We start from the raw sequence: 22,892 nt of genomic DNA on the forward strand, positions 1-22,892 counted from the left end.
GGGGGGGCGGCGGCCGCGGGCGGGGGGGGGGGGGGGGGGGCGGGGGGCCCCCCCCCCGGCCTGGGGGGGGGGGGGGGGGGGTTGGGGGGGGGCGGGGGGGGGGCGGGGCCCCCCCCCCCCCCCCCCCGACCGTGATCATCGTTGCAGCTCAGTCGCGACATGCGGGGTGTCGCTTCCCCCACCCCGAGACAGATGCGCGTACGGTGGTCCGAGACGCCTGGGTGGCCGACTCGTGGCGTGCGGCCAACGAAGCGGGACGGAGGCAACGCTATGCGCCCAGTACGCTTCGTCGCCCTCTCCGAGGACGGCCATGCCCTGGTTCTCGCCGACGAGGTCGGGCGGCTGCTCGCCCTGCCGATCGACGAACGGATCGCCGGCGCGTTGCACGCCGAGCCGGGCGCGCCGCCGCTCCCGGCCGCGCCGACGACCGTCGACCTGGTTCCGTCGCTGTCCCCTCGGGACATCCAGGCCCGCATCCGCTCCGGTGAGTCCGCCGAGGACGTCGCCCGGATCGCCGGGGTGCCCGTGGACCGGGTGCTGCGCTACGCCGGCCCGGTGCTCCAGGAACGCGCGATGCTCGCCCAGCACGCCCGCCGTACCCGGCTCAAGGGTGCGGAGAAGCCCACCCCGCTCGCCGAGGTGGTCAACGGCCGGCTGAGCCAGCACGGCATCGACACCGAGAAGATCTCCTGGGACGCGTACCGGCGGGACGACGGCACCTGGCGGATCATCGCCACCTGGCCGTCGGGCAAGGCCACCGCGCAGGCCATCTGGGATCTCGACAAGACCCGGCAGGCGGTCACCCCGCACGACGACATGGCGCAGTATCTGTGCGCCGAGCGGCCCACGCCGATCCTCGGCCAGGAGCCGGCGCCGGAGCGGGGTGGGCACGCCCTGCCCGGTCCCTCGCGGGGCGAGCCGAGCCGTGGTGGTCACGGGCTTCCGGCGGCGTCGGAGCACCCGCGCCCCGGCCGGGATCCGATCCGTGCCGGCCGGGACGCCCTGCTCGCCTCACTGGACCGTCCGCTCGGCTCCTCGTCGGGTCGCGGGCTGGAGCCACGTACGCCGGCTGCCCTCGCCGGTTCGGACGCTCCCCGGCAGCGGCCGGTCGGTGGCGGTGCGGCGGCGCTGCTCGGCGGCGGCCAGGGTTCGGCCTTCGACGACGACTCGGACGCGCCCAAGGAGGTGCCGGCCGTGCCGTCGCTTGCGGTCCTGCGGCCGCGTCGGACCGGCACCGCGGCGGCTGCCGCAGGCAGCGGTGGCGAGTCCACAGATGCCAACGGCAAGCCGCGTAAGCGGCTGCCGAGCTGGGACGACGTGCTCTTCGGCAGTGGCCCCGCCGCGCGTGAGTCCTCCTGACGCTTCGCGTTGACGGGTGGCGGTTCGCCACCCGTCGGCGCGAGGCACGCGGCGGGTCCGCTGCCCAACCTTCACCGACTGCTTGTGGTGTCGTCGGCGCCCCTCCGGTCGAGGTCCGCGACATCGCCCGCTTCCTCGACTTCATCAGCGAAAGCATCATCCGCGCCGCCGAACAGGTCCGCCAGGTCCTGCACACCAGTCCGGGTCAGAGCGGCCAGGCGGCGAGCCGGTCGTAGCGCGGTCGAGGGCCGAGGTGGCTGCGCACCAGCAGCAGCTCGGTCGCCGACCAGTCCGGCCCCTGGTAAGCATCCAGAGTGGCCACGTCGGCGTCGAGGTCCGCCGGGGTCATCCGGTCGCCGGGGCGGGCGATGGTCAGGTGCGGCCGGAACGGCTTGTCGTCGTACGGGAGGCGGGCCTCGCGCAATCGGGACCGGATCAGCCGGGCCAGGTCGCGCAGCGCCTCGACGTCGCCGCGCAGATCCACCCAGAGCACCGTGGACCGGTCCCGGCCGAACCGGCCGCCGCCGCCGAGGCTCAACCGGGGTACGGCGTACCGACCGTCGCGGAACCACTCGGCGGCCAGCCCGAGCGCGCTCTCCACCTCGACCAGCCGGGCGGCCTCGGCCACGCCGAGGAACGCCAGGGTGAGGTGCAGGTGTGCGGGGTCGGCGAGCCGTACCTTGACGCCGGAGGCGGCCGCCGCTCCGACCCGCAGCCGGGCGACCTGCGCCCCGAGATGGTTGACCGCCTCGACGGGCGGACAGACCGCGACGAAGAGCCGCACACCGTCTAGTGGTGCCGTTGCCGGTGCCCCGCCCGGGCCGCCGGCAGGGTCAGACCGGCGGCGTGCAGCACGCCCTCGACCCGTACCCGCTCGATCTCCTGGTCGACACCCTCCAGCTCGGCGAGGTGTTCGGTGATGCCCAGGGCGCGGCACGCCAGTCGCAGCCGGTCGTCGTACGCCTGGAGCACCGCGCCGTGCCACACCATGGACCGGCCCGTCCCGCCGAGCCGCTGGCCGGCGAGGCGGCGCAGGTCGGCGGCGAGGTGCTCAAGAGGCCGCCTGTCGGTCCTGTCGAACTCGCTGAGGTCGATGTCCCGGGTCAACGCGTCGGCTTCGATGGCCCGGTCGAGGCGGGCGATCGTGCGTTTCTCCCGTCTACGCTCACGCCACTCCGACCAGCCGCAGACCACCCGGTCGAGGATCTCGTCGTAGCAGAAGAGCAGCGCGAACGCCGCCGGAAGGCTGGCCACGGCGAGGAACGCCAGGGCCAGCATCAGCGCGCGTCCGACTCCCACGTATCGACGCTAAGCCCCGTCGTGCCGCCTCGCCAGCGATTTGGCCGCATCCGCGCCATCCGCTCATCAAGGCGGGTGCGTCAGCAGTCGGTGGAGGTGACGTAGAAGCGGGGCATCGGCAGCACCCGGAAGCGCAGCCGGGCGCCGGAGCGGCGCAGCTGCCAGGTGAGCGCGATCAGGGCTGCGGCCAGCGAGATGAGGCCGCCCATCCAGATGCTGGCACCGGCGCCGAAGCGCTCCGCGACCCAGCCGATCAACGGCGCGCCGACCGGGTTGGTGCCCAGGAACACCAGCACCCACAGCGCCATCACCCGTCCCCGGAACGCCGCGTCCACGCCCAGCTGGACCCGCTGGTTGGCGGCCTGGGCGAAGAAGACCATGAAGAACCCGGTCGGCACGAGCAGCGCCACGACCAGCCAGTACGTCCCGGCGAAGCCGACCAGGGTGCCGAAGCTGGCGCAGGCGATCGCGGCGCCGAGCACGAGCCAGACCGACGGCCGGCTACGCCTACCGGTGCCGCTGAGCGCACCACCGAGCGCACCGACGGCCAGGGCGGTGCTGAACAGGCCGAAGGAGGCCGCACCGGTGTGGAAGACCGTCTTGGCCAGTGCGGCGAGGGTGAGCTGGAAGTTGAAAAGCGACATGCCGATCACCGACATGACAGCCATCGGCAGCAGCAGGTCCGGTCGGCGCCACACGTACCGCAGGCCGTCGACCACCTTCGCGGACGCCCGCTCGTCGCGCGGCAGCAGGGCGTCGCGGTGCAGTTCGGCCGTCCGCATCCGTACGACGTTGACCAGCGGCGCGACCGAGCTGAGGGCCGTGAAGAGGAAGACCGGGCCCACGTCGAACGCGGCGATGGCCAGGCCGGCGACGGCCGGGCCGACGATCCGGGCCGAGTTGAACACGGCGGCGTTGAGCGACAGCGCGTTGGGCAGCAGGGGCGTACCGACCAGCTCGGAGACGAACGCCTGGCGGACCGGGGTCTCCACGGCGTTTGCCGTGCCGAGCAGCGCGGCGAACGCGAAGACGTGCCAGAGCTGCACCAGGTCGGTGAGGACCAGCACGGACATGCCCAGGGCCAGGACGGTCCAGAAGGCGTTCGCGGCGAAGAGCAGCACCCGCTTGTCGTACCTGTCGGCGAGCCGGCCGGAGAAGAGGGTGAGCAGCAGCACCGGGGTGAACTGGCACGCGGTGACCACGCCGAGCGCGGTCGCCGAGTTGTCGGAGAGGTCGAGGACGAGCCAGTCCTGGGCGATGAACATCATCCAGACACCGATCAGTTTGATCAGTTGCCCGGTGGCGAAGAGCCGGTAGTTGCGGACCTGTAGGGACTGGAACATCGTGCTCAGCTTGGCCTGCACTCTTGGTGCGCCTCCTCGGACGTACGCGTCATCGACAGGTGACGGCACGGCCCGGTGGCGCGGGCGTGGCTCAGGCGCGAGCGAGCTGCTGGAGAATCTGGGCGGCCCTGTGCAGGGTCTCCCGTTCGTCTTCGTCGAGCGCGGCCAGCCGGTGGGCCAGCCACTCGTCGCGGGCCCGCTCGAACTGGTCGAGCACGGCCTGCCCTCCTTCGGTAGCCGCGAGGATGACCTGCCGGCCGTCGGTCGGATGGGGTGTCCGCCGCACGAGGCCGCGGTCCTCCAACTTCCCGATGATCTTGGTCATCGTCGGTGGCTGCACCCGCTCGACGTCGGCAAGCTCCCGGGGCGTCATGGCGCCCGCCAGCCGCAGGCTGGTGAGCGCGGAGACCTGGGTGACCGTGAGGTCGCCGACCGGTCGGGCCTGGCGGACCCGCCGGTTGAGTCGGGTGATCGCATCACGCAACTGGGGAGCCAGCTGCGCCGGTGGCACGCGTTCCGCCGTCACCGTCCGCTCCATCACGTTAGTTAGCTTAACTAATGAGCATGGCTAACGACATCCGTTATGACCAGGCTCACGAGAATGTTTGTGCACGTCCGGGCGGGGAATCCGGTTCGATTCCCCGCCCGGACGCAGGTCAGAGCACCAGGGACTCGATGGGCCCGCGCAGGAAGTACAGCACGAACAGAGCGGCCACCCCGTACAGCAGCGGGTGGATTTCCCGGGCCTTGCCCCGGGCCAGTTTGACCACCACGAAGGTGATCAGACCGGCGCCGATCCCGTTCGAGATCGAGTAGGTGAACGGCATCAGCACGATGGTGAGGAACGCCGGGATGGCGATCTCGTAGTCGGACCAGTCGATCGTCCGAACCGCCGTCATCATCAGGAAACCGACCACAACGAGCGCCGTCGAGGCCGCCTCGAACGGCACGATCACTACGAGCGGCGCCAGGAACATCGCCAGCAGGAAGAGCGCGCCGGTGACCAGGTTGGCCACCCCGGTCCGCGCACCCTCCGCGACACCCGCGGCGCTCTCGATGTACGACGTGTTGCTGGAGGTGCTCGCCGCACCGCCGGCCGCCGCGGCGATCGAGTCGACGAGCAGGATCTCCTTGGCCTTCGGCGGGGTGCCCTTCTCGTCGAGCAGGCCACCCTCCTGGCCCACCGCCACCATCGTGCCCATGGTGTCGAAGAAGTCCGTGATCAACAGGGTGAAGACGAACATCAGCACGACAAGCCAGCCGGCGCGACCCCACGAGTCGAGCACGTTGAACTTACCGAGCAGCGACAGGTCCGGCAGGTCCACGACGGTCTTCGGCAACTCCGGCACGTTCAGCGACCAACCCTTCGGGTTGGGCTTACCGTCGACGAACGACGGCCCGATGTTGCCGACCGCCTCCACAATCACCGCCAGCACCGTCGACGCGAGGATGCCGATCAGGATCGCGCCCTTCACCCGGCGCACCACAAGCACCAGAGTGATCAAGAGGCCCACCACGAAGACAAGCATCGGCCAGCTCACCAGCTTGCCGCCGATGCCCAGGCCGACCGGGACCGTGGTGTTCGCGGCATCCGGGATCCGTCGGACGAAGCCGGCGTCCACCAGACCGATGATGGTCAGGAAGAGACCGATTCCGACCCCGATCGCGGTCTTCATTTGAGTGGGCACCGAGCGGAACACCGCGGTCCGCAGACCGGTCAGCACCAGCACCGCGATGATCACACCTTCGATCACCACGAGGCCCATCGCGTCGGCCCAGGTCATCTCCGGCGCGATCTCGTACGCCACCAGGGCGTTGACGCCCAGACCGGCGGCGAGCGCCAGCGGGAACCGGCCGACAACCCCCATCAGGATCGTCATCAGGCCGGCGACAAGCGCCGTCGCGGCGGCCAGCGCGGGAATCGGGAGGGTCTTGCCGTCCCCGTCGACGGCCCCACCGAGGATCAGCGGGTTGAGCACCACGATGTACGCCATCGTGAAGAAGGTCGCCAGGCCACCGCGTACCTCACGGCTCATCGTCGAGCCGCGGGCGGAGACCTCGAAGAACCTGTCGAAACCGTTACGCGGGTGAGCGGGGTCGGGGGTTGTGCCGTTCTCGGGCGGCGCTACTGCCATCGGGTCCTCGCAGGTGATCTTCCGGATGTCGCGCGCATCGTCCCAGATCACCGGCGGGCAGGGGAAGTGGATCGCGTACGCTTGCCCGATGCCGAACGAGCAGCCGCCGCGGCCCGCGCCACTCGACCCGCCGATGGTGCCGTTCGCTGTCGCCGGGCTGATCGCCTGGGCGGTGGCCGGGCTCGTCCTGTTGATCTTCTTCCGGGGCTGGCTGACCGACAACGGTCACGAGAACTGGCTCTGGACCTGCCTCGCCGGGTTCCTCTGGGGCTTCCCCGGCCTCGCCGTGATGCTGCGCCACGACGCCAACCGGCGCCGCCGCCGCGCGAGCTGACCCCGCCCGCGCGAACCGTCAGGGGTGCCCGTACGGCTCCGCCGGCTCGGTGGCCTCCACCGACCCCGGTGCGCGGCTCACCGACATGGCCTCCACGGCGCTGTCGTCGTACACCGTGGGCATTTCCTCGACGGCGGTCTCGACCGCTTCGATAAGCGTCTCGGAGTGGGCGCCACACCCGTGGTCGGCGCTGACCACCCGGCCGTCGTCGGGGGCGTAGAAGTTGCCACACGCGCCGAAGGCCTGCCGCATCGCACCCGCCAACGGCAGGTAGAAGCCGCAGGTGCCGCATCGGGCGGCGGCCGGCGCGGCCGCGGAGATCGCGGCGGACGGGCCGTGCTCACCGTCGTACCAGCGCTGCGCCGCCTCGATCCGGCCCTCCCGGGAGAGCACCCGCGCACGCCCCAGGCCCAACTCCCAGGCTGTCTCCTCGACGGCCGGGTCGTCGGAGAGCAGGTAGCCGGGGACCAGCCGGTCGTCGTCCGGCGGGGTCGGCAGCAGGTCACCCGGACCGAGGTCGCCCGGCTTGAGACGCTCCTGCCAGGGCAGCCAGCCGGGCGCGAGCAGCGCGTCCGAGCCGGGCAGCAGCACCGTCTCGCAGATCGTCACGGTCTTGCTGCGCGGCACCCGGGTGACGGTGACCGCCCACCGCCAGCCGCGGTAACCGGCGAGCCGACATTCGAAGTAGTGGGTGACCAGCCGATCGCCCTCGGCAACGACCTGCAGATGGTCGCCGACGTCGTCGGCGTCGACCTCGGTGATGCCGGCACGAGCCACCTCGACGGCGGCGGCGCAGACCTGGTCGAGACGAGCGGCGCGGGTGGAGGCGGGCCTGGTCACCCGACCATTGTTCCCCATGCCACCCGCAGGGGTGACAGGGACTCCCGGGGAACCTTTCCCCGCAGTGGTGCGGCGCACCTGGATCAGATGGGCGAGGATGGTGCACATGCCGTCGTACTCCCGCTCCGGGCGTTCCGTCCTCGGGCGGACCGTCGGCACCGGCATCCGGGCGGTCCGCCTGCTGCTGCGCGGTTCGGTGGGCAGCGGGCGCTGGGTGACCCGCCGGGCCGGCCGGGCCCGGGCGCGCGGCGCCGGCGGCGAGGTCGGCATGGTCCGCCTGTTCGATCTGCACGCGCTGTCCTGCGCCGGTGACACGCTCATCGCCATCGGCCTGGCCGGGACGATCTTCTTCAACGTGCCGCTGGGCGAGGCCCGCAGCAAGGTCGCGCTCTACCTGCTGGTGACCATGGTGCCGTTCGCGATGCTCGCTCCCGTGGTGGGCCCGCTGCTGGACCACTTCCGGCACGGCCGGCGGTACGCCCTGGCCGCCACCATGCTCGGCCGCGCGTTCCTGGCCTGGCTGATCTCCGACTACATCCACGGGTTCGGGCTCTATCCGGCCGCGTTCGGTGTGCTCGCGTTGTCCCGCGCGTACGGCGTGGCACGCTCGGCCGCCGTGCCCCGGCTGCTGCCCGAAGGGCTCGGCCTCTCGCAGGTGGGCGCGCGGGCCAGCGTCTACGGCACGGTCGCCGGCGCGTTGGTGGCGCCGATCGGGTTGGCGGCGTTTTGGTTCGGGCCGCAGTGGCCGCTGCGGGTCGCCTCGGTGATCTTCCTGGTCGGCATGGTGATCTCCCTGCGTCTGCCGCCTAGGGCCGACTCGGAGCCACCCGAGCGTGTTCCCCGGCCGCTGCGGGCACTGGGCCGCCGTGGCGGCGACCGGCCGCTGGGTCGGGGGCGACCCGCCGGGCGGCTGGTGATCGCCACCCTGATCGGTGCCGCGACGCTGCGCGCGGCGTACGGCTTCCTGCTGCTCTTCCTGGCCTTCGCGATCAAGAAGGGCGACCTGACCACCGACGTGTTCGGTCGGGAGCTGGGCGCCGAGTGGGCGTTGGGCCTGGTCGGCGGCGCGCTGGCGGTCGGCAGTTTCCTGGCCACCGCCGTCGGCACCCGGCTGCGCATCCACCGCCCGGCCACCATCCAGTCGAGCAGCATGGTCATCGTGGCCGGGGTGGCGGTGCTCGCCGTGATCCAGTTCTCGCTGCCGATGGTGGCCCTGCTCTGCCTGGTCACGGCGCTGGTGAGTGGGGTGGCGAAGCTGGCTGTGGACGCCTCGATCCAGGAGCGCATCCCGGAGCGGTTGCGGGCCAGCTCGTTCGCCCACTCGGAGACGGTGCTGATGTTGGCGTTCGTCGCCGGTGGAGGCCTCGGGCTGGTGCCGTTCGACGGGAGGATGGGCATCGCGGTCGCCGCCGGGGTGGCTGTGCTGGCCGCCACCCGGGGTGTGCTGGTGGCCGCCCGGCTGCGCGGCGAAAAGCTGGCGGGCCGGCCGCTGGGTGACGACGAACTGGCCGACGACGAGTCGGTGGACGAGGCGGCCGACCCGACGCCCACCTCCCCGGCACCCAACCAGGCCAGCTCGCCGCAGTACGACGGGTCGAGGCTGACCCCGCCGGGCTACCACATCTACCGGCCCTCCTCGGCGGTCGGCGGCCCGGGTGGCGGCACCGACGAGGAGTCCCGCCGGGAGTCTCCCGGGCCGCTGTCGTGAGTGGCCTGCTCGTGGTGACCGCGGTGCCGGCCGAGGCGGACGCGGTCCGGGCCGGCCTGACCGACACCACGGTGACCGTCGCTCCGGTCGGGGTGGGTCCGGCGGTGGCCGGTGCCGCCACCGCCCGGCTGCTGGCGCTGGCCGAGGCGGCCGGGCATCCGTACCGTGCGGTGGTCAGCGCCGGCGTGGCCGGCGGCTTCGCCGGGCGGGCCGCGGTCGGCGACACGGTGCTCGGCTCCGCAAGCATCGCCGCCGACCTGGGCGCGGAGTCGCCGGACGGGTTCATCCCGGTCGACGAGCTGGGTATGCCACCCGCGCTGCTCGGCGGTGGCAGCGTGGTGCCGGCCGACCCGAGGTTGCTGGCGGCGTTGCGCGGCGCCCTGCCGGCCGCCACCGTCGGCCCGGTGCTCACGGTCAGCACGGTCACCGGCACCGCAGCCAGCACCGAGGGGCTGCGTCTGCGGCATCCGGAGGCGGTCGCCGAGGCCATGGAGGGGTACGGGGTGGCGGTCGCCGCCGCGCAGGCCGGGGTGCCCTTCGCGGAGCTGCGTACCATCTCCAACCCGATCGGCCCGCGCGACCGCGATGCCTGGCGGCTGCGCGAAGCCCTCACCGCCCTGACCCTGGCGGCCCCGGCGCTGCGCTGACAGGCCCGACTTCGAGCGTGAGCGCCGACGGCCGACTTGGCTGTAGCTCGAACCCGCAGGCGAGCAGGAACTCGACGTTGCCGGCCTCGGCCATCGCGTGGGTGGTCCGGATGCCGGCCTCCGCCATCTCCCTGGCCAGCAGGCCGATCAGCTGCCGCCCGATGCCCAGGGTCCGCAGGCCGGGAGCAACGAGAACGCCCTCCAACACCAGCTCACGCCGGTCGCCCCAATCCTCGCCGAGGCGCAGATCGAAGCTCCGCTCATGGGCCCTCAGCTCACCGACCGGCCCGACACCTGGCACCTCCGCGAGAAAGCGCCACGATGTGGTCGGCAGCCCTTCGGTGGCACGCCGGAACCGCACCTGGGCCCGCGTCCGGTTCCGCAACCGTCGCTCGTCGCGCCGCGCTCGACCCAGGTCGTAGGTCAGCTCCGGGACGCGGACCGGCCACAACCGCTGCGAAAGCGTGTACGAGTGCACCCACCAGGCGCCTGGCCAGTCCTTGAGGGTGAGGACCCGACGGACGTCGAGGTGCGCCGGGTACCGACGGCCGGCCTCGTCCCGTGGCTCGTCCTCCCGCGTATGCTCTGGCTCGCTTACCGCCTCGCAGGAGGGGTCGCCGGGCATCGTGACGGCGAGCTCGCCGCCGGCCGCACGGACCAGCAGCTCCACCGTCCGGAACGCCGGCCGGGCACCCTGCCCCGCCTCGATCCGCGCCACAGTGCTCTTCGGGACCCCGGCCTGCTCGGCCAGCTCCCGCTGGCTCAGATCGGCGCGCCGACGAAGATCCCGCAGGGCCGCCCCCACGTCGATCGCACCCTTGTCGGCAGCCACCCCACAATGGTTTTCCGCTCAGATCGCGCCGTCAACAGCACCCCGTCCACCTGTGGACAACCCTGTGGATAGTGTCGCCGTCGCTGTGCACATCCCTTGCTGAGTGCCTGTAGAGCTGCCCCGTGGGTGGGGCAAGCCTGCCTGGCGCACGTCTTCGGCCGGGCGGGGCACGGCACGTCCCCGGCCGCGCCGGGCACGGGACGTCCCCGGCCGCGCCGGGCACGGCAGGTCCCCGGCCAGGCCGAGCCCGGCGGGTCCCCGGCCGCGCCGGGCACGGCAGGTCCCCGCCGGACCGGGCACGGCAGGTCCCCGCCGGGCCGGGCACGGCAGGTTCCGGCCGGGCCGAGCACCGCAGGTCCGCACCTCACCCTGACGCACAAGGTCCGGCCCACCCCGCCGGGTGGCCGTACCCACACGCTGATCATCACCGCCGCCATCGCGCCCCACTCACGGGGCAGCTCTACAGGGAGCAGCGGTGACCACCGCCACCCCGCCCAGGCCGCCACCCCGACGATGGCTGGCTCGCACCTCACAGACCCGGCACCACGAAGAAGGCGTCAGCGGGTGCGGGACTAACGTGAGGGCGTGGCGCTCTCTCTGGCGATCTCCCCCTGCCCCAATGACACGTTCGTCTTCCACGCGCTGGTGCACGGCCGGGTGCCGGGTGCGCCGCCGGTCGAGGTCACGTACGCGGACGTGGACGTCACCAACACGGCCGCCGAGCATGGCGCGTTCGACCTGGTGAAGGTGAGCTTCGCGGCGCTGCCGTGGCTGCTCGACGACTACCACCTGCTGCCCTGCGGCGGGGCGCTCGGGCGCGGCTGCGGGCCGCTGGTGCTCACCAGGGGCGACCGCACCGACCTGACCGGCGCCACGGTGGCGGTGCCGGGCGACCGGACCACCGCGTACCTGCTGTTCCGGCTGTGGGCGGCGGGTCAACCGCCGGCGCGGATCGAGGTGGTCCCGTTCCACGAGATCATGCCTGGCGTCGCGGCCGGCCGCTACGACGCCGGACTGGTCATCCACGAGGCCCGGTTCACCTACCACCGGCACGGCCTGACCGCGCTTGTCGACCTCGGCGAATGGTGGGAGGCCGACACCGGCCTCCCCATCCCCCTCGGCGCGATCCTCGCCCGGCGCGGCGCGGTCGACCCGCAAGCCGCCGCCGGCTGGGTCCGCGAGTCGGTCCGGCAGGCCTGGGCGGACCCGGCGGCCAGCCGGGAGTACGTCCTCGCGCACGCACAGGAGATGGAACTCGACGTGGTGGACCGGCACATCGGCCTCTACGTCAACGAGTTCACCGCAGACCTGGGCGAGGCCGGCTTCGCCGCGGTGACGGCGCTCCTCGACCGCGCCGCCACCGCCGGGCTGGTGCCTCAAACCTCCAGCTCGCGCGCGACCGCGTGGACCAGCTGAGCGATCTTCTGCGCGGTCTTCTTGTCCGGATACCTGCCACGACGCAGGTCCGGCTGGACCTTCGCCTCCAGCACCTTGATCATGTCCTCGACGAGGCCGTGCAGCTCCTCGGCCGGCCGGCGACGCAACTCCGCCATCGACGGCGGCGCGTCCAGCAGCTTGACGCCCATGGCCTGCGCGCCCCGGCGGCTGTCCACCACGCTGAAGTCGACCCGCTGACCACCCTTGAGGTCGGTGACGCCCGCCGGCAACGCGCCCTTGGGCAGGAACACGTCACCGCCCTCGTCACTGGTGACGAAGCCGTATCCCTTGGCCGTGTCGTACCACTTCACTCGACCCGTAGGCACCTGAAAACCCCTGCTTCACTTGAGCCGCTACTGCTCCAAGGCTAGCTGGATCATGCCGTCGAGCGCCCCTGGGAATCCGTAGAGATCGTCCAGAACCACTTTCGCACCCGCCGCGCGCAACTCGTCCGGCGAGCACGGACCGGTCGCCACGGCGATCCCGGGCACCCCGGCGACCCCGGCCGCCACCATGTCCGCCACATGGTCACCGACGTAGTGGGTGGCGTCGTGCTCCCGCAGGGCTGTCGCCTTCTGCTCGGCGAACAGGTCCCCGGCCAGCTCGTCGACAGGGAAACCGAGGTGCTCCAGGTGCAGCCGCGCCAGCCGGCCCATCTTGGCGGTGACGACAAGCACCCGACCGCCCCGCGCGCGGATCGCGTCGATGGCCTCCCGCGCACCGGGCATCGGGACCGTCGGGGTGATCGCGTACGCCGGGTACAGCTCGCGGTACGCGTGCACCGCCGACTCGACCTGCTCCGGCGGGAACCAGTGCGCGATCTCGGTGCGCAGCGGCGGGCCGAGCCGGGACACGGCCAGGTCGGCGTCCACCGGCACGCCCGTCCTCGCGGTCAACGCCCGGAACGTCGCGGCGATGCCGGGACGGGAATCCACCAGGGTCATGTCGAGATCGAATCCGACGGTCAGCGCAGACATGTCGAGAAACGTACCCGGAGACTCCCGACCGGGCGGACGTCCGAGGGGCGCGATGACCGGGTGCCGGGCTAGCGTGGAAAGACGATGAGCACCTCACTCGCCGACCACCTGCGGTCGCTGCCCGACGAGTCACTGGCCGCACTCCTGCAACTGCGGCCCGACCTCGTCGTGCCCGTACCGGCCGACATCTCCGCACTGGCCATCCGGGCCCAGTCCCGGGTCTCGGTGGCGCGCGCGCTGGACGGGCTGGACCAGTTCACCCTCCAGATCCTCGACGCCGCCCGCCTCACCCGGAACCCGGACGACGGCACCACGGCCACCGACGCGGTGCTCGCCATGGCGACCACCGGGCCGCACCCGCCGGCACCGACGGCCGTCCGGGCCGCCGTGGGCAGGCTACGGGCGCTCTTCCTGCTGTACGGCCCGGAGCACGCGCTCCAGGTGACGCCCGCCGTCGACGAGGTGGCCCCGTACCCCGCAGGACTCGGCCGGCCCGCCGCGGACCTGGACCCGCGCACGGCCGCGCTCTGCGCGGACGCGGCGAAACTGCGTCGGACGTTGCTCGCCGCGCCGCCCTCGGCCCGGGCGATCCTGGGCCGGCTGGCGGCCGGTCCCCCGGTGGGCAGCGTGCCCCCTGGCGCGTTGCAGGCGCCGCCCGTCGGCGCGGAGGACCCGGTCCTCTCCGACCCGACGAACGGCGGCGCCCCGGCCGGCTCCCCGGTGCGCTGGCTTGTCGACAACCGGTTGCTCGTGCCCATCTCGGCCGGCTCGTCGACGGCGAGCGGCACCGTCGAACTGCCCCGTGAGGTCGGCCTGCTGCTGCGCCGCGACAGCGGTCCGCTCGGCCCGCTGCGTACCAGTCCACCGCCGGTGGCCGCCGCGCCGCGCGAGGCGAAGGCCGTCGACTCGGCCGGCGCCGGGCAGACCATGGAGGTGGTCCGGCACACCGAGGGGCTCCTGGAGCAACTCGCCGCGGAACCAGCGCCGGTGCTGCGCTCCGGCGGCATCGGGGTACGTGACCTGCGGCGGTTGGCACGTACCGCCGGGCTGGACGAGCCGACGACCGCGCTGCTGCTGGAGGTCGCGTACGCGGCGGGGCTCGCCGGTGAGCTGGAGATGCCCGGCGCGGCCGCCACCCGGTACGGGGTGGATCAGCAGGTGATGCCCACCGGCGGGTACGAGGTGTGGCGGGCCGCGTCGCTGGCGCAGCGCTGGGAGCAGCTGGCTCGCGCCTGGCTGACGATGACCCGGCAGGTGGGGCTGGTCGGTCGCCGCGACGACCGGGACCGGCCGATCACCGCGCTCTCCGCCGAGGCCGAACGGGCCGGCGCGCCGGCCACCCGACGGGCGGTCCTCGGCGTACTCGCCGATCTGGAGCCGGCGACCGCGCCCACTTCGGAGGAGGTGCAGGACCTGCTGGACTGGCGTGCGCCGCGGCGCAGCCGGGGCCGGGAGGCGGGCCACCGGGAGGTGCTGGCCGAGGCGGCGCAGCTCGGCGTCACCGGGCTGGGGGCGCTCACCTCGTACGGGCGGCTGCTGCTGGGCGACCTCACGTCGGCCGACGAGCGAGGCGCGGACGACCCGCTGGGCGTGCACGCGGACGTCGAGAGCGGCGACCCGTCGGACGCCGCCCGCGCACTTGACGCGTTGCTGCCCGCGCCGGTCGACCACTTCCTGGTGCAGGCCGACCTGACCGTTGTGGTGCCCGGCCCGCCCGAACCGGCGTTGGCCGCCGAGTTGGAGGCGATGACCGAACTTGAGTCGGCCGGCGGGGCCAGCGTGCACCGGGTCACCACGGCGAGCGTGCGCCGGGCGCTGGATTCCGGCTACTCGGCAGGTGACCTGCACGACGTGTTCCGCCGACGCTCCCGTACGCCGGTGCCGCAGGGCCTGACCTACCTGGTGGACGACGTGGCCCGTAAGCACGGCGGGTTGCGGGTCGGCCTGGCCGGGGCGTACCTGCGCAGCGACGACGAGGCGCTGCTCAGCGAGGTGCTGGCCGACCGGCGGCTGGAGCCGTTGACGCTGCGCCGGCTCGCGCCGACGGTGCTGTGCACCCCGTACCAGGTGGGTCGGCTGCTGGGTGCGCTGCGCGAGGCCGGGTACGCGCCGGTGCAGGAGGACGCCACCGGCGGCACCGTGCTGTCCCGGCCCCGGATCCGACGGGCACCGGCCCGGGTGCCGATGACCACCCGGACGCTGGATCCGCTTGCCGCTCCGAAGCTGCCCATGCCCCGCCTGCTCGGCGTGGTGGAGCACATCCGGCGGGGTGACGCGGCGGCGCGGGCGGCCCGGCGGGCGCCTGCGGTGGTGCGCGGCGGCGCGGCGGGGCTGGGCGGCGGTCCGGTGCCGGCGCACACGCACACCGAGGCCCTCGCAGTGCTCCAGCAGGCGGTCCGCGACAAGGCGCTGGTCTGGGTGGGGTACGTCGACGCCCACGGGGCGACCGCGTCCCGGCTGGTCAAGCCCGTCTCGATCGGTGCCGGGTATCTCCGCGCCGAGGACGAGCGGACCGAGATGCTGCACACGTTCGCGCTGCACCGGATCACCGCGGCGGTGCTCGCGGACTGACCGGGCGTGCCGCCGCTGGCGTGGTCGGTCAGCGGCGGCTGCGGCGTACGGTGCCGACGACGGAGACGACGAGCAGCAGCGCGAAGCCGGCCCCGGCGGCCTCCCCGACCGAGTCGACGAAGCCCTGCTGGAGCACCAACCACCCGAAGAGGAACCACCCGAACAGCAGCATCGCCGCGACGGCGTACGCGATCACGGTCGCTCGGGACACCTCGTCGGGCGGCGCCTGCTCGTACTGCGCGATCACTTCACGGTCGACCGTCATGCCCAGCCTCCCCGCCCGGTCCGGCCCTGGACTCCCAGGGTGACACTCCTGGGACCGGTGTGACAGGGGATAAACCCTCGATCCGGGGGCGTCGGTCAGGTGCCGGGGCGACGGCCGACCAGCACGACGCGGGTGCCGACCTTGCCCAGCTCCCACATCCGCACGGCGTCGGCGTGCAGCAGGTTGACGCAGCCGTGCGAGCCGATCGACTTGTCGTGCAGGTAGGTGGTGGTCTCGTGGAAGCCCATCCCCTGGGTGAAGTGCTGCCAGTAGGGCAGCCACACCTCGTACGGGTCGGACCACTCCTTCGGGTTGCGGAAGTTGACCGTGTACGTGCCGGCGGGGGTGCGGTAGCCGGACATGCCGGTACGGGTCACGGTCGGCTCCATGACCACCTTGCCGCCCCGCACCGCCCAGACGGTCTGCCGGGTCAGGTCGACGCAGAACGTGGTGCCGGTGCCGGCCTTGCAGCTGGCCGGGTTGGTGGTGGCGAGGCGCTGGGCCACGTCGTAGGTGGTGGGGCCGGCGCGACCTTCGACGGGGCGGATGCCGTACCTCTTCTGGAACTTCTTGATGGCGGCGCAGTCGGCGGCGGACTGCCGGCCGTCCACCGTCACGGCCCCGAAGCCACCCAGGCGGGCCAGGTAGGTCTCCACGGCGCGCTGGTGCTGGCCCTGGGGGCAGCCGGCGACTGTCGACGTACTCGGGGCGGCTGTCGGCGTGGGGGCCTTGCGTGTCGGTTTCGGGGTGGGCTTCCGGGAGGGTTTCGGGGTGGGCGTGGTTGGCGTGGGTCGGCCGCGCTGGCCCGGCCCGGACGTGCCGCTCGCCCCCGTTGCCTGTTCCGCGACACCGGCTGGGGCGGCTCCCCCGCCGCCACTCCCGCCGGACTGCGGATCGAACGTGCACGCACCGGCACCGACCAGCACGACCACCAGCAGGGCAACCAGCCGGAAAGTGCTCTGGACACGCCTCATGGCACCTCCCCTGGACAGTTGTCCCTTTGCTAGACGTTCGTGGGTGCCGTCCCGGTTGCACCTGGTGAGCATCTTTCTTTCGACATCCCCCACCGTGCAACACTTGATGGTCGGCCAACCGAGGAGAGGACACTGGCGTGAGCGGTGGACCACTGATCGTGCAGTCGGACAAGACCCTGCTGCTGGAGATCGACCACCCCGACGCGCAGGCCTGCCGGATGGCGATCGCGCCGTTCGCCGAGTTGGAGCGTTCACCGGAGCACGTGCACACGTACCGGTTGACCCCGCTGGGTCTGTGGAACGCCCGGGCGGCGGGGCACGACGCCGAGGGGGTCGTCGACTCGCTGCTCAAGTACTCCCGCTACCCGGTGCCGCACGCGCTGCTTGTGGACGTGGCCGAGACGATGGACAGGTACGGCCGGCTCCAGCTCGCCAACGATCCGGCGTACGGGCTGGTGCTGCGTGCGCTCGACCGGCTGGTGCTGATCGAGGTGGCCAAGAGCAAGAAGCTCGCCGGGATGCTCGGCGACAAGATCGACGACGACACCATCCGGGTGCACCCGTCCGAACGCGGCCGGCTCAAGCAGGCGCTGCTGAAGCTGGGCTGGCCGGCGGAGGACCTGGCCGGTTACGTCGACGGTGAGGCACACCCGATCGAGCTGGCCGAGGCCGGCAAGGACGGGCGCAAGCCGTGGACGCTGCGGTCGTACCAGCGGGAGGCCGTCGAGGCGTTCTGGGCCGGCGGGTCGGGCGTCGTGGTGCTGCCCTGCGGCGCCGGCAAGACGCTTGTCGGCGCGGCGGCGATGGCCGAGGCGAAGGCGACCACGCTCATCCTGGTCACCAACACCGTCGCCGGCCGGCAGTGGAAGCGGGAGCTGATCGCCCGCACGTCGCTGACCGAGGAGGAGATCGGCGAGTACTCGGGTGAGCGCAAGGAGATCCGTCCGGTCACCATCGCCACGTACCAGGTGCTCACCTCGCGGCGCGGCGGCGCGTTCACCCACCTGGACCTGTTCGGGGCCCGCGACTGGGGCCTGGTCGTCTACGACGAGGTGCACCTGCTGCCCGCGCCGATCTTCCGGTTCACGGCGGACCTCCAGGCCCGCCGCCGGCTGGGCCTGACGGCGACTCTGGTACGCGAGGACGGCCGCGAGGGTGACGTGTTCAGCCTGATCGGGCCGAAGCGGTACGACGCGCCGTGGAAGGACATCGAGTCGCAGGGCTGGATCGCGCCTGCCGAGTGCACCGAGGTCCGGGTGACGCTTACCGACGCGGAGCGGATGTCGTACGCGACGGCGGAGGCCGAGGAGCGGTACCGGATGGCGGCGACCGCCCGCACCAAGCTGCCGGTGGTGAAGGCGCTCGTGGACCGGCACCCGGACGACCAGGTGCTGGTGATCGGCGCGTACATCGATCAGCTGCACCAGCTCGGCGAATACCTCGACGCGCCGATCATCCAGGGCTCGACGACGAACAAGGAGCGGGAGCGGCTGTTCGACGCGTTCCGCACCGGCGAGATCCGCACGCTGGTGATCTCGAAGGTCGGCAACTTCTCCATCGACCTGCCCGAGGCGGCGGTGGCGATCCAGGTGTCCGGCACGTTCGGGTCACGCCAGGAGGAGGCGCAACGGCTCGGTCGGGTGCTCCGGCCGAAGGCCGACGGGCGGCAGGCGCACTTCTACACGGTGGTGTCCCGGGACACGATCGACACCGAGTACGCGGCACACCGGCAGCGCTTCCTGGCCGAGCAGGGCTACGCGTACACGATCGTCGACGCCGACGACGTCCTCGGCCCGTCCCTACCGTCCTTCGACTGACCGCCCGCTCGGCGCTTGCGCCTTGATCGACTCCACGTCGCCGACGTGGCGGTATCCCAGCAGGTCGATGCCCCCACATCGGCGATACGGAGTCGATCAAAGGGTTGGCCGGTCCGCCACCCGCCGCGGGTGCCGCTCTCAGCGGGAGAAGCGGTCCACCAGCACCGCAAGTCGTCGGTCGTGGTCGGCGCGGCGGAGTCGGCCGCTGCGCATCAGCGTGACCAGCCCGTGCAGGCCGCTCCAGAACGTCTCGGTGACGGCCTCCAGGTCGTCGTCACCGGCGATCGGACGCACCGCGTCGGCCAGCTCGGCGAAACCCCGGGCCAAATCGGTCGGGACGTCCTGGCTGGCGAACGGCAGGTCCACAGCGAGGGTGAACATCGCGTCGTACAGCGCGGGTCGCTGTTCGGCGAAGGTGGTGTACGCCGCGGCGATGTCGGCGACCGCCTGCCGGGGGTCGGCGGCCGAGGTTCGGGCCGCGGCCAGGGCGGTGGCCAGCTCGGCGAAGCCCTCGACGGCGACCGCCGCCATGATGGCGTCCTTGCCCTTGAAGTGGCTGTAGAGGACGGGCTGGCTGTATTCGATCTCGGCGGCGAGCCGCCGGGTGGTCACCGCGTCCCAGCCCTCGGCCAGGGCCAGGTCGCGTGCGGCGGCGACGATGGCCCGTTCCCGCTCCGCCCGCTCGCGCTCCCGGCGCGTCTGAGTCGACATTACCGAATCCTAGCATCGCTAGCGTTCCTATCATCACTCTGCTAGCGTCGCTCACATATCTAGCGGCGCTAGAACATTGGAGCGGATCATGTTGTCACCCCTGGCCTACGGGCTCGCCGTCGTGCTCAGCCTCTTCGTCGTCTTCATCGGTGCGCGGTTCCTGCTGGTGCCGCAGGCTGCGGCCGCCGGCTACGGCGTGCCGGCCCGGCCGGATGGCGACCCGGCCTACCTGACGGTCAAAGGGCTGAAGGACCTCACCTTCGGGCTGATCGGCCTCGCCCTGATCGCCTTCACCACTGCCGACGCGGTCGCGTGGTTCATGCTGATCGTCGCGCTCGTCCCGCTGGGCGACACGCTCATCGTGCTGCGCAACGGCGGAACGAAGGCCGTGGCCTTCGGCATCCACTTCGCGACGGCCGTCGTCGTCCTCCTGGACGCCGCCCTGCTGTTCGCCCTGTAACCCAACCCCCTCCCCCTCCCAGGTTGATCGAAAGGTTTGCGTCACCGACGGGCCGATCGGTGACGCAAACCTCTTGATCACCGCGGCCGGGGCCAGGCCCGGGGGCCGGGGGTCAGGGGGTGGGGGGTGGGCAGCGGTCGGGGAGGTGGACCTCGCCGGGGCGGTGCTCGAAGGTGTCCATCGTGAACCACTCGTCGAGTTCCGGGTCGAAGAGGTTCTGCAGGCCGAACTGCAACACCTGCCACCACCGGGTCGGGTCGCGCTGGTCGACGTAGATGTCGCCGAGCGCGAGCGGGAACCGGAAGAACTCCCCCGGCACTGCGGAACCTCCGACCACGCCCACCCGCCAGTGGTCCACGTGCCGGTCCTTCTCTCCCTGCAGGATCTCCGGGCCGACGTAGCGGGCGGTCTTCAGCTTGTCGTTGAAGATCTGCCGGTTGAAGAACCCCGGGATCTTGCTGCACGCGCGGGGCGGGAACAGCGGGATGTTCGGCCACCTGTAGGTGAGCGTGTAGAGGGTGTTCTCGTAGATCAAGTTCGTGAACCAGATCGGGTGCTCCGGCCCGCCGGCGATCATCTGGCTGTCGCCGTCACGGCCCTGCCAGGTGAACGGGACGTCGATGCCGAGATCCCGCACGACGTACCGGCCGGTGCCCTGGAAGTCCGCCGGCAGCAGCGGAGGGCGCGGCTCGCGCGTGTCGGGGGCCGTCGGACCATCGGCCTGGGCCGCACGAGGCAATGGCGCCGCCGCCGGACCCGGCGCGACCACGCCGAGGGCGAACAGCCCGCCGGCAACCGCCGACACCACCATCCGATGTGTACGCCTCGAAGCCATCGACCCCTCCGCCAAGCCGTCAACATGGGCGGGCGCTCGCACCGCGCGCCTGCCTTCGGCGAAGCGTATGAGCAGGCCAAGCTGTGGAATGGCGGATCCTATCGGCTCCACCGGACGGGTGACGAGACGCGCACCGGCCCGGGACCAGAACGGTCCCGGGCGGCCCGGTCGCCACCGTCTGGCACGCGGGTCGAGATCGCTCAGCATCCGCACCTCGATGGCGGCCTTGCCGACCAACCCTGGGCAGGTGTAGCCGAAGTCCACACCGGAGCCCGCGAGGTCGTACGGCGGGTCGACGGTGCCGGCGCACAGGTGTCCGTCAGTGCTGACGGTCATCTCCCTGAGCAGGTAGTTCGCGAACGATGCGGACGAGGCGAGGACTGGCACGTCCGAAGCCTGGAAGGAGATCGCGCTGTCGAGCAGAACGCGGTCCTGCGGCAGCAGGCCGAGCCGGACGCCGAGCAGGGTCAGTTTGTCGACGCCGCCCGGCTTCCACGTCAGGTGCACCACCTCGTGGCGGTCCGCGTCCGCCACGATGGTCACGGTCTGCGGATAGCCGTACGGGTGGGCTGCGGCGGGGACCGCCGTGGCGAGCAGGGTAAGGGCGAACGCCACCGAGATCACGACGCGGCGGGCCACCGTCGATTGCGGGCATGCCAGCGCTCCGCTCCACAGGTGCTGTGGCACGCCGGTGGGCGCGGCCGTTCAGTGACCCCGCCGGCCGTCGGCGAACTCGCCAGACGAGCTTGATGAAAAACGGGCGCAGCGGGAGCGAGCAGTTAGTTGATCAACTGCGCTCTCCAGCGCGCCATAAGCTGCCCGACCGTTCAGGCGGGCGCTGAGCTTCCGGAGGACTTACTGGTTGAGGCTCAGGCCATCCGAGGCGGCGTTGATGGCGCGCGCGGCGCAGGCTCTCGCCGACGCGCAGGTTGAACTTGCCCGAGTAGCTGCGCTCGGCGAACGGCTGCGGCACCACCTCAACGACTTCGCGTTGCTAACAGTCTCGCGGATCGCGCCTTCACGGCAGCGGTGGCTGCCTTCTTGGCCAAGTCTCCAGCCCTAGACATTGCCTTGTCCACCTCGTCCGCTTGGCCAACCAGAAGCTCTTCCTCGGCCCAATACAGGGCCGCTAAAGCGGCAGCCTCATTTTGCCTGAAAGCCAGAAGCGCGCTAATAGCTCTCTGATAATAATCGCGACCTCTATTGATTTGCCCCAACTTAAAGAGGAGCAGCCCGCGAGTTGCGATTGAAATAGCAGAACTGGTGTCGCTCGGCTCTGTTGACCGGATACGGTCGAGGGCAGCCTCTGCCTCAGCCAGGCGCCCTGAACGAGCACAAGCGAATGCGTAGTTATTGAGAAGGATTTCAGCATGCGGATAGGCGCGCAAGCCAGCAGAAGCGGCTTCGGCGGCCCTGCTGTCGTCGCCCGCCAGCACCGCCGCAGTGTAGGAGGTAAAGATAGCAGGGTCGAGGGCAAATGGCTGATCAGCCAACCACATCATGCCATTAGTGACGGCCTTTTCGTAGTCACCCGTGCTGGCAAAGTAGAGAGCTCGTGCTTCATATCCAGTGGGCGCTTCAAGAAGGTCAGCCCGTTCTGCCTCCGCCGGTAGCGCAAGCCCGTGAGATGACGACCATTCGGCTTGGGCTAAAGAGTTTTCCGTCGGTTGCTCAAGCGCCACGGCCATCATCTTCCGCGCCTGGCGGATACGACCAGAGCGGAGTTCCACGGCAGATATAGCACTCGCAAGCTCACTAATGTGCCACGGCCCTATACTTCGATCTTCAATCATCTTCCGCCCACGACGAATATGCTTCGAGGTTCGGTCAGTGAAGTTCGACGTAGCAATTTCAGCAGACAGGACCCAGGGATCAGAAAGGTGACCATGATGATTGTTTAGCAGATATAGTGCTCGATCAGGCTCGTCTCGATAAATATAAAACCTTGCAGCGGCCCGCAATAAAAAGCGGTTGACAGGCCCTACGTGGAGCGCCACAATCATCGCCCTATGCGCCGCATCACCGGATCCTAGAGCGGCATGAGCACGCGCTAAGTCGGCCCACCTAATTGCGTTCTGCGGTTCGCGCGTGAGGATTTCGCGTAGGTGCCGAACCCGACTCCGAATACCTAATACGTCGAGTTGCGGCGGCGCTTCCGCCTGTACAAGGCCCTTCTGCTCACCGACCATGTGTCGCGCAAGCCGCTGCACTGAAGCAGGCGCGTCCCCTTTTGACAAAATGAGGGCCGCCGCCGAAGTTACGGCAGGTGAGCTAGACCCTACGACGGCGGCTGCCGAAAGGAGGTCTCCAGCCGTGTATACCCCTGGCCCGTTCTCAAAGGCTCGTTG

23 protein-coding genes are annotated in these 22,892 nt (G+C 71.4%); 8 read left to right on the top strand and 15 right to left on the bottom strand.

Going from position 1 to position 22,892, the window contains the following annotated elements:
• The first annotated feature begins 270 nt into the window (after positions 1 to 270).
• Positions 271 to 1,359 (top strand): septation protein SepH, encoded by a 1,089-nt coding sequence (gene sepH, locus ACFY1S_RS12195; protein WP_387116084.1) that lies wholly within the window; start codon positions 271 to 273, stop codon positions 1,357 to 1,359.
• Positions 1,360 to 1,564: 205 nt separating this feature from the next.
• Here sepH and thpR read toward each other — a convergent pair whose 3' ends face one another.
• From thpR to ACFY1S_RS12220, 5 genes are all read right to left on the bottom strand, one after another.
• Positions 1,565 to 2,143, bottom strand: coding sequence for an RNA 2',3'-cyclic phosphodiesterase (gene thpR, locus ACFY1S_RS12200; RefSeq protein WP_387116087.1), 579 nt, complete (start codon positions 2,141 to 2,143; stop codon positions 1,565 to 1,567).
• A 5-nt stretch (positions 2,144 to 2,148) separates the two neighbouring features.
• Positions 2,149 to 2,658: a hypothetical protein gene (locus ACFY1S_RS12205; protein ID WP_364368924.1), complete on the bottom strand. Its 510-nt coding sequence runs from the start codon at positions 2,656 to 2,658 to the stop codon at positions 2,149 to 2,151.
• 80 nt (positions 2,659 to 2,738) lie between these two features.
• Positions 2,739 to 4,022, bottom strand: a complete 1,284-nt coding sequence (locus ACFY1S_RS12210) for an MFS transporter (protein ID WP_387116092.1) — start codon at positions 4,020 to 4,022, stop codon at positions 2,739 to 2,741.
• 70 nt (positions 4,023 to 4,092) lie between these two features.
• Positions 4,093 to 4,542: a MarR family winged helix-turn-helix transcriptional regulator gene (locus ACFY1S_RS12215; RefSeq protein ID WP_387116095.1), complete on the bottom strand. Its 450-nt coding sequence runs from the start codon at positions 4,540 to 4,542 to the stop codon at positions 4,093 to 4,095.
• 115 nt (positions 4,543 to 4,657) lie between these two features.
• The gene (locus tag ACFY1S_RS12220) at positions 4,658 to 6,136 is read right to left on the bottom strand and encodes an NCS2 family permease (protein WP_387117608.1); all 1,479 of its coding nucleotides are present in this window, start codon (positions 6,134 to 6,136) and stop codon (positions 4,658 to 4,660) included.
• Positions 6,137 to 6,224: 88 nt separating this feature from the next.
• Between ACFY1S_RS12220 and ACFY1S_RS12225 the strand changes: the two genes are divergently transcribed.
• Entirely contained in the window at positions 6,225 to 6,470 is a 246-nt protein-coding gene (locus tag ACFY1S_RS12225) for a DUF2530 domain-containing protein (RefSeq protein WP_139584040.1), read from the top strand.
• An 18-nt stretch (positions 6,471 to 6,488) separates the two neighbouring features.
• Here ACFY1S_RS12225 and ACFY1S_RS12230 read toward each other — a convergent pair whose 3' ends face one another.
• Positions 6,489 to 7,418, bottom strand: a complete 930-nt coding sequence (locus ACFY1S_RS12230; protein WP_387116098.1) for a DUF3027 domain-containing protein — start codon at positions 7,416 to 7,418, stop codon at positions 6,489 to 6,491.
• Here ACFY1S_RS12230 and ACFY1S_RS12235 point away from each other — a divergent pair.
• Together ACFY1S_RS12235 and ACFY1S_RS12240 are read left to right on the top strand one after the other, a co-directional pair.
• Positions 7,417 to 9,018, top strand: a complete 1,602-nt coding sequence (locus ACFY1S_RS12235; protein WP_387116101.1) for an MFS transporter — start codon at positions 7,417 to 7,419, stop codon at positions 9,016 to 9,018. The two genes, ACFY1S_RS12230 and ACFY1S_RS12235, sit on opposite strands and share 2 nt — an antisense overlap.
• Positions 9,015 to 9,665: a futalosine hydrolase gene (locus ACFY1S_RS12240; RefSeq protein WP_387116104.1), complete on the top strand. Its 651-nt coding sequence runs from the start codon at positions 9,015 to 9,017 to the stop codon at positions 9,663 to 9,665. The genes ACFY1S_RS12235 and ACFY1S_RS12240 overlap by 4 nt, the downstream gene beginning before the upstream one ends.
• On the opposite strand, the gene ACFY1S_RS12245 is transcribed toward ACFY1S_RS12240, so the two are convergent.
• Positions 9,628 to 10,497 (bottom strand): GNAT family N-acetyltransferase, encoded by an 870-nt coding sequence (locus ACFY1S_RS12245; protein ID WP_387116107.1) that lies wholly within the window; start codon positions 10,495 to 10,497, stop codon positions 9,628 to 9,630. The genes ACFY1S_RS12240 and ACFY1S_RS12245 overlap by 38 nt on opposite strands.
• A 585-nt stretch (positions 10,498 to 11,082) precedes the next feature.
• Between ACFY1S_RS12245 and ACFY1S_RS12250 the strand changes: the two genes are divergently transcribed.
• Positions 11,083 to 11,913 carry a 1,4-dihydroxy-6-naphthoate synthase gene (locus ACFY1S_RS12250; RefSeq protein ID WP_387116110.1) on the top strand — a complete coding sequence of 277 codons (831 nt, stop codon included), beginning with the start codon at positions 11,083 to 11,085 and terminating at the stop codon, positions 11,911 to 11,913.
• Here the strand turns inward: ACFY1S_RS12250 and ACFY1S_RS12255 are convergent.
• Both ACFY1S_RS12255 and ACFY1S_RS12260 read right to left on the bottom strand, forming a co-directional pair.
• Positions 11,874 to 12,260, bottom strand: coding sequence for a cold-shock protein (locus ACFY1S_RS12255; RefSeq protein WP_088986676.1), 387 nt, complete (start codon positions 12,258 to 12,260; stop codon positions 11,874 to 11,876). The genes ACFY1S_RS12250 and ACFY1S_RS12255 overlap by 40 nt on opposite strands.
• 27 nt (positions 12,261 to 12,287) lie before the next feature.
• Positions 12,288 to 12,911: an HAD family hydrolase gene (locus ACFY1S_RS12260; RefSeq protein ID WP_387116114.1), complete on the bottom strand. Its 624-nt coding sequence runs from the start codon at positions 12,909 to 12,911 to the stop codon at positions 12,288 to 12,290.
• Between the two features lie 84 nt (positions 12,912 to 12,995).
• Here ACFY1S_RS12260 and ACFY1S_RS12265 point away from each other — a divergent pair, with 84 nt between their 5' ends.
• Positions 12,996 to 15,482: a helicase-associated domain-containing protein gene (locus ACFY1S_RS12265; RefSeq protein ID WP_387116117.1), complete on the top strand. Its 2,487-nt coding sequence runs from the start codon at positions 12,996 to 12,998 to the stop codon at positions 15,480 to 15,482.
• 28 nt (positions 15,483 to 15,510) lie between these two features.
• Here the strand turns inward: ACFY1S_RS12265 and ACFY1S_RS12270 are convergent, their stop codons facing one another.
• Positions 15,511 to 15,747: a hypothetical protein gene (locus ACFY1S_RS12270; protein ID WP_387116120.1), complete on the bottom strand. Its 237-nt coding sequence runs from the start codon at positions 15,745 to 15,747 to the stop codon at positions 15,511 to 15,513.
• Between the two features lie 95 nt (positions 15,748 to 15,842).
• Entirely contained in the window at positions 15,843 to 16,721 is an 879-nt protein-coding gene (locus ACFY1S_RS12275; protein WP_387116123.1) for a L,D-transpeptidase family protein, read from the bottom strand.
• A gap of 137 nt (positions 16,722 to 16,858) precedes the next feature.
• Between ACFY1S_RS12275 and ACFY1S_RS12280 the strand changes: the two genes are divergently transcribed.
• Positions 16,859 to 18,538, top strand: a complete 1,680-nt coding sequence (locus ACFY1S_RS12280; RefSeq protein ID WP_387116126.1) for a DNA repair helicase XPB — start codon at positions 16,859 to 16,861, stop codon at positions 18,536 to 18,538.
• A gap of 138 nt (positions 18,539 to 18,676) precedes the next feature.
• On the opposite strand, the gene ACFY1S_RS12285 is transcribed toward ACFY1S_RS12280, so the two are convergent.
• The gene (locus ACFY1S_RS12285) at positions 18,677 to 19,249 is read right to left on the bottom strand and encodes a TetR/AcrR family transcriptional regulator (protein ID WP_387116129.1); all 573 of its coding nucleotides are present in this window, start codon (positions 19,247 to 19,249) and stop codon (positions 18,677 to 18,679) included.
• A gap of 88 nt (positions 19,250 to 19,337) precedes the next feature.
• On the opposite strand from ACFY1S_RS12285, the gene ACFY1S_RS12290 reads away from it, so the two are divergent.
• Positions 19,338 to 19,709 (top strand): DUF4267 domain-containing protein, encoded by a 372-nt coding sequence (locus ACFY1S_RS12290; protein WP_387116132.1) that lies wholly within the window; start codon positions 19,338 to 19,340, stop codon positions 19,707 to 19,709.
• 112 nt (positions 19,710 to 19,821) lie between these two features.
• Here ACFY1S_RS12290 and ACFY1S_RS12295 read toward each other — a convergent pair whose 3' ends face one another.
• The 3 genes from ACFY1S_RS12295 to ACFY1S_RS12305 form a co-directional block, all read right to left on the bottom strand.
• Complete coding sequence (locus ACFY1S_RS12295) at positions 19,822 to 21,159, bottom strand: hypothetical protein (protein ID WP_387116135.1); 1,338 nt, start codon at positions 21,157 to 21,159, stop codon at positions 19,822 to 19,824.
• Positions 21,160 to 21,331: 172 nt separating this feature from the next.
• Positions 21,332 to 21,520 (bottom strand): toxin-antitoxin system HicB family antitoxin, encoded by a 189-nt coding sequence (locus ACFY1S_RS12300; protein WP_387116138.1) that lies wholly within the window; start codon positions 21,518 to 21,520, stop codon positions 21,332 to 21,334.
• Position 21,521: 1 nt separating this feature from the next.
• On the bottom strand, positions 21,522 to 22,547 hold the full coding sequence (locus ACFY1S_RS12305; protein ID WP_387116141.1) for a hypothetical protein: 1,026 nt from the start codon (positions 22,545 to 22,547) through the stop codon (positions 21,522 to 21,524).
• Between the last annotated feature and the right edge of the window lie 345 nt (positions 22,548 to 22,892).

This window comes from Micromonospora sp. NPDC000663, from assembly GCF_042898105.1.
In the GTDB taxonomy this organism is placed as follows: Bacteria; Actinomycetota; Actinomycetes; order Mycobacteriales; family Micromonosporaceae; genus Micromonospora.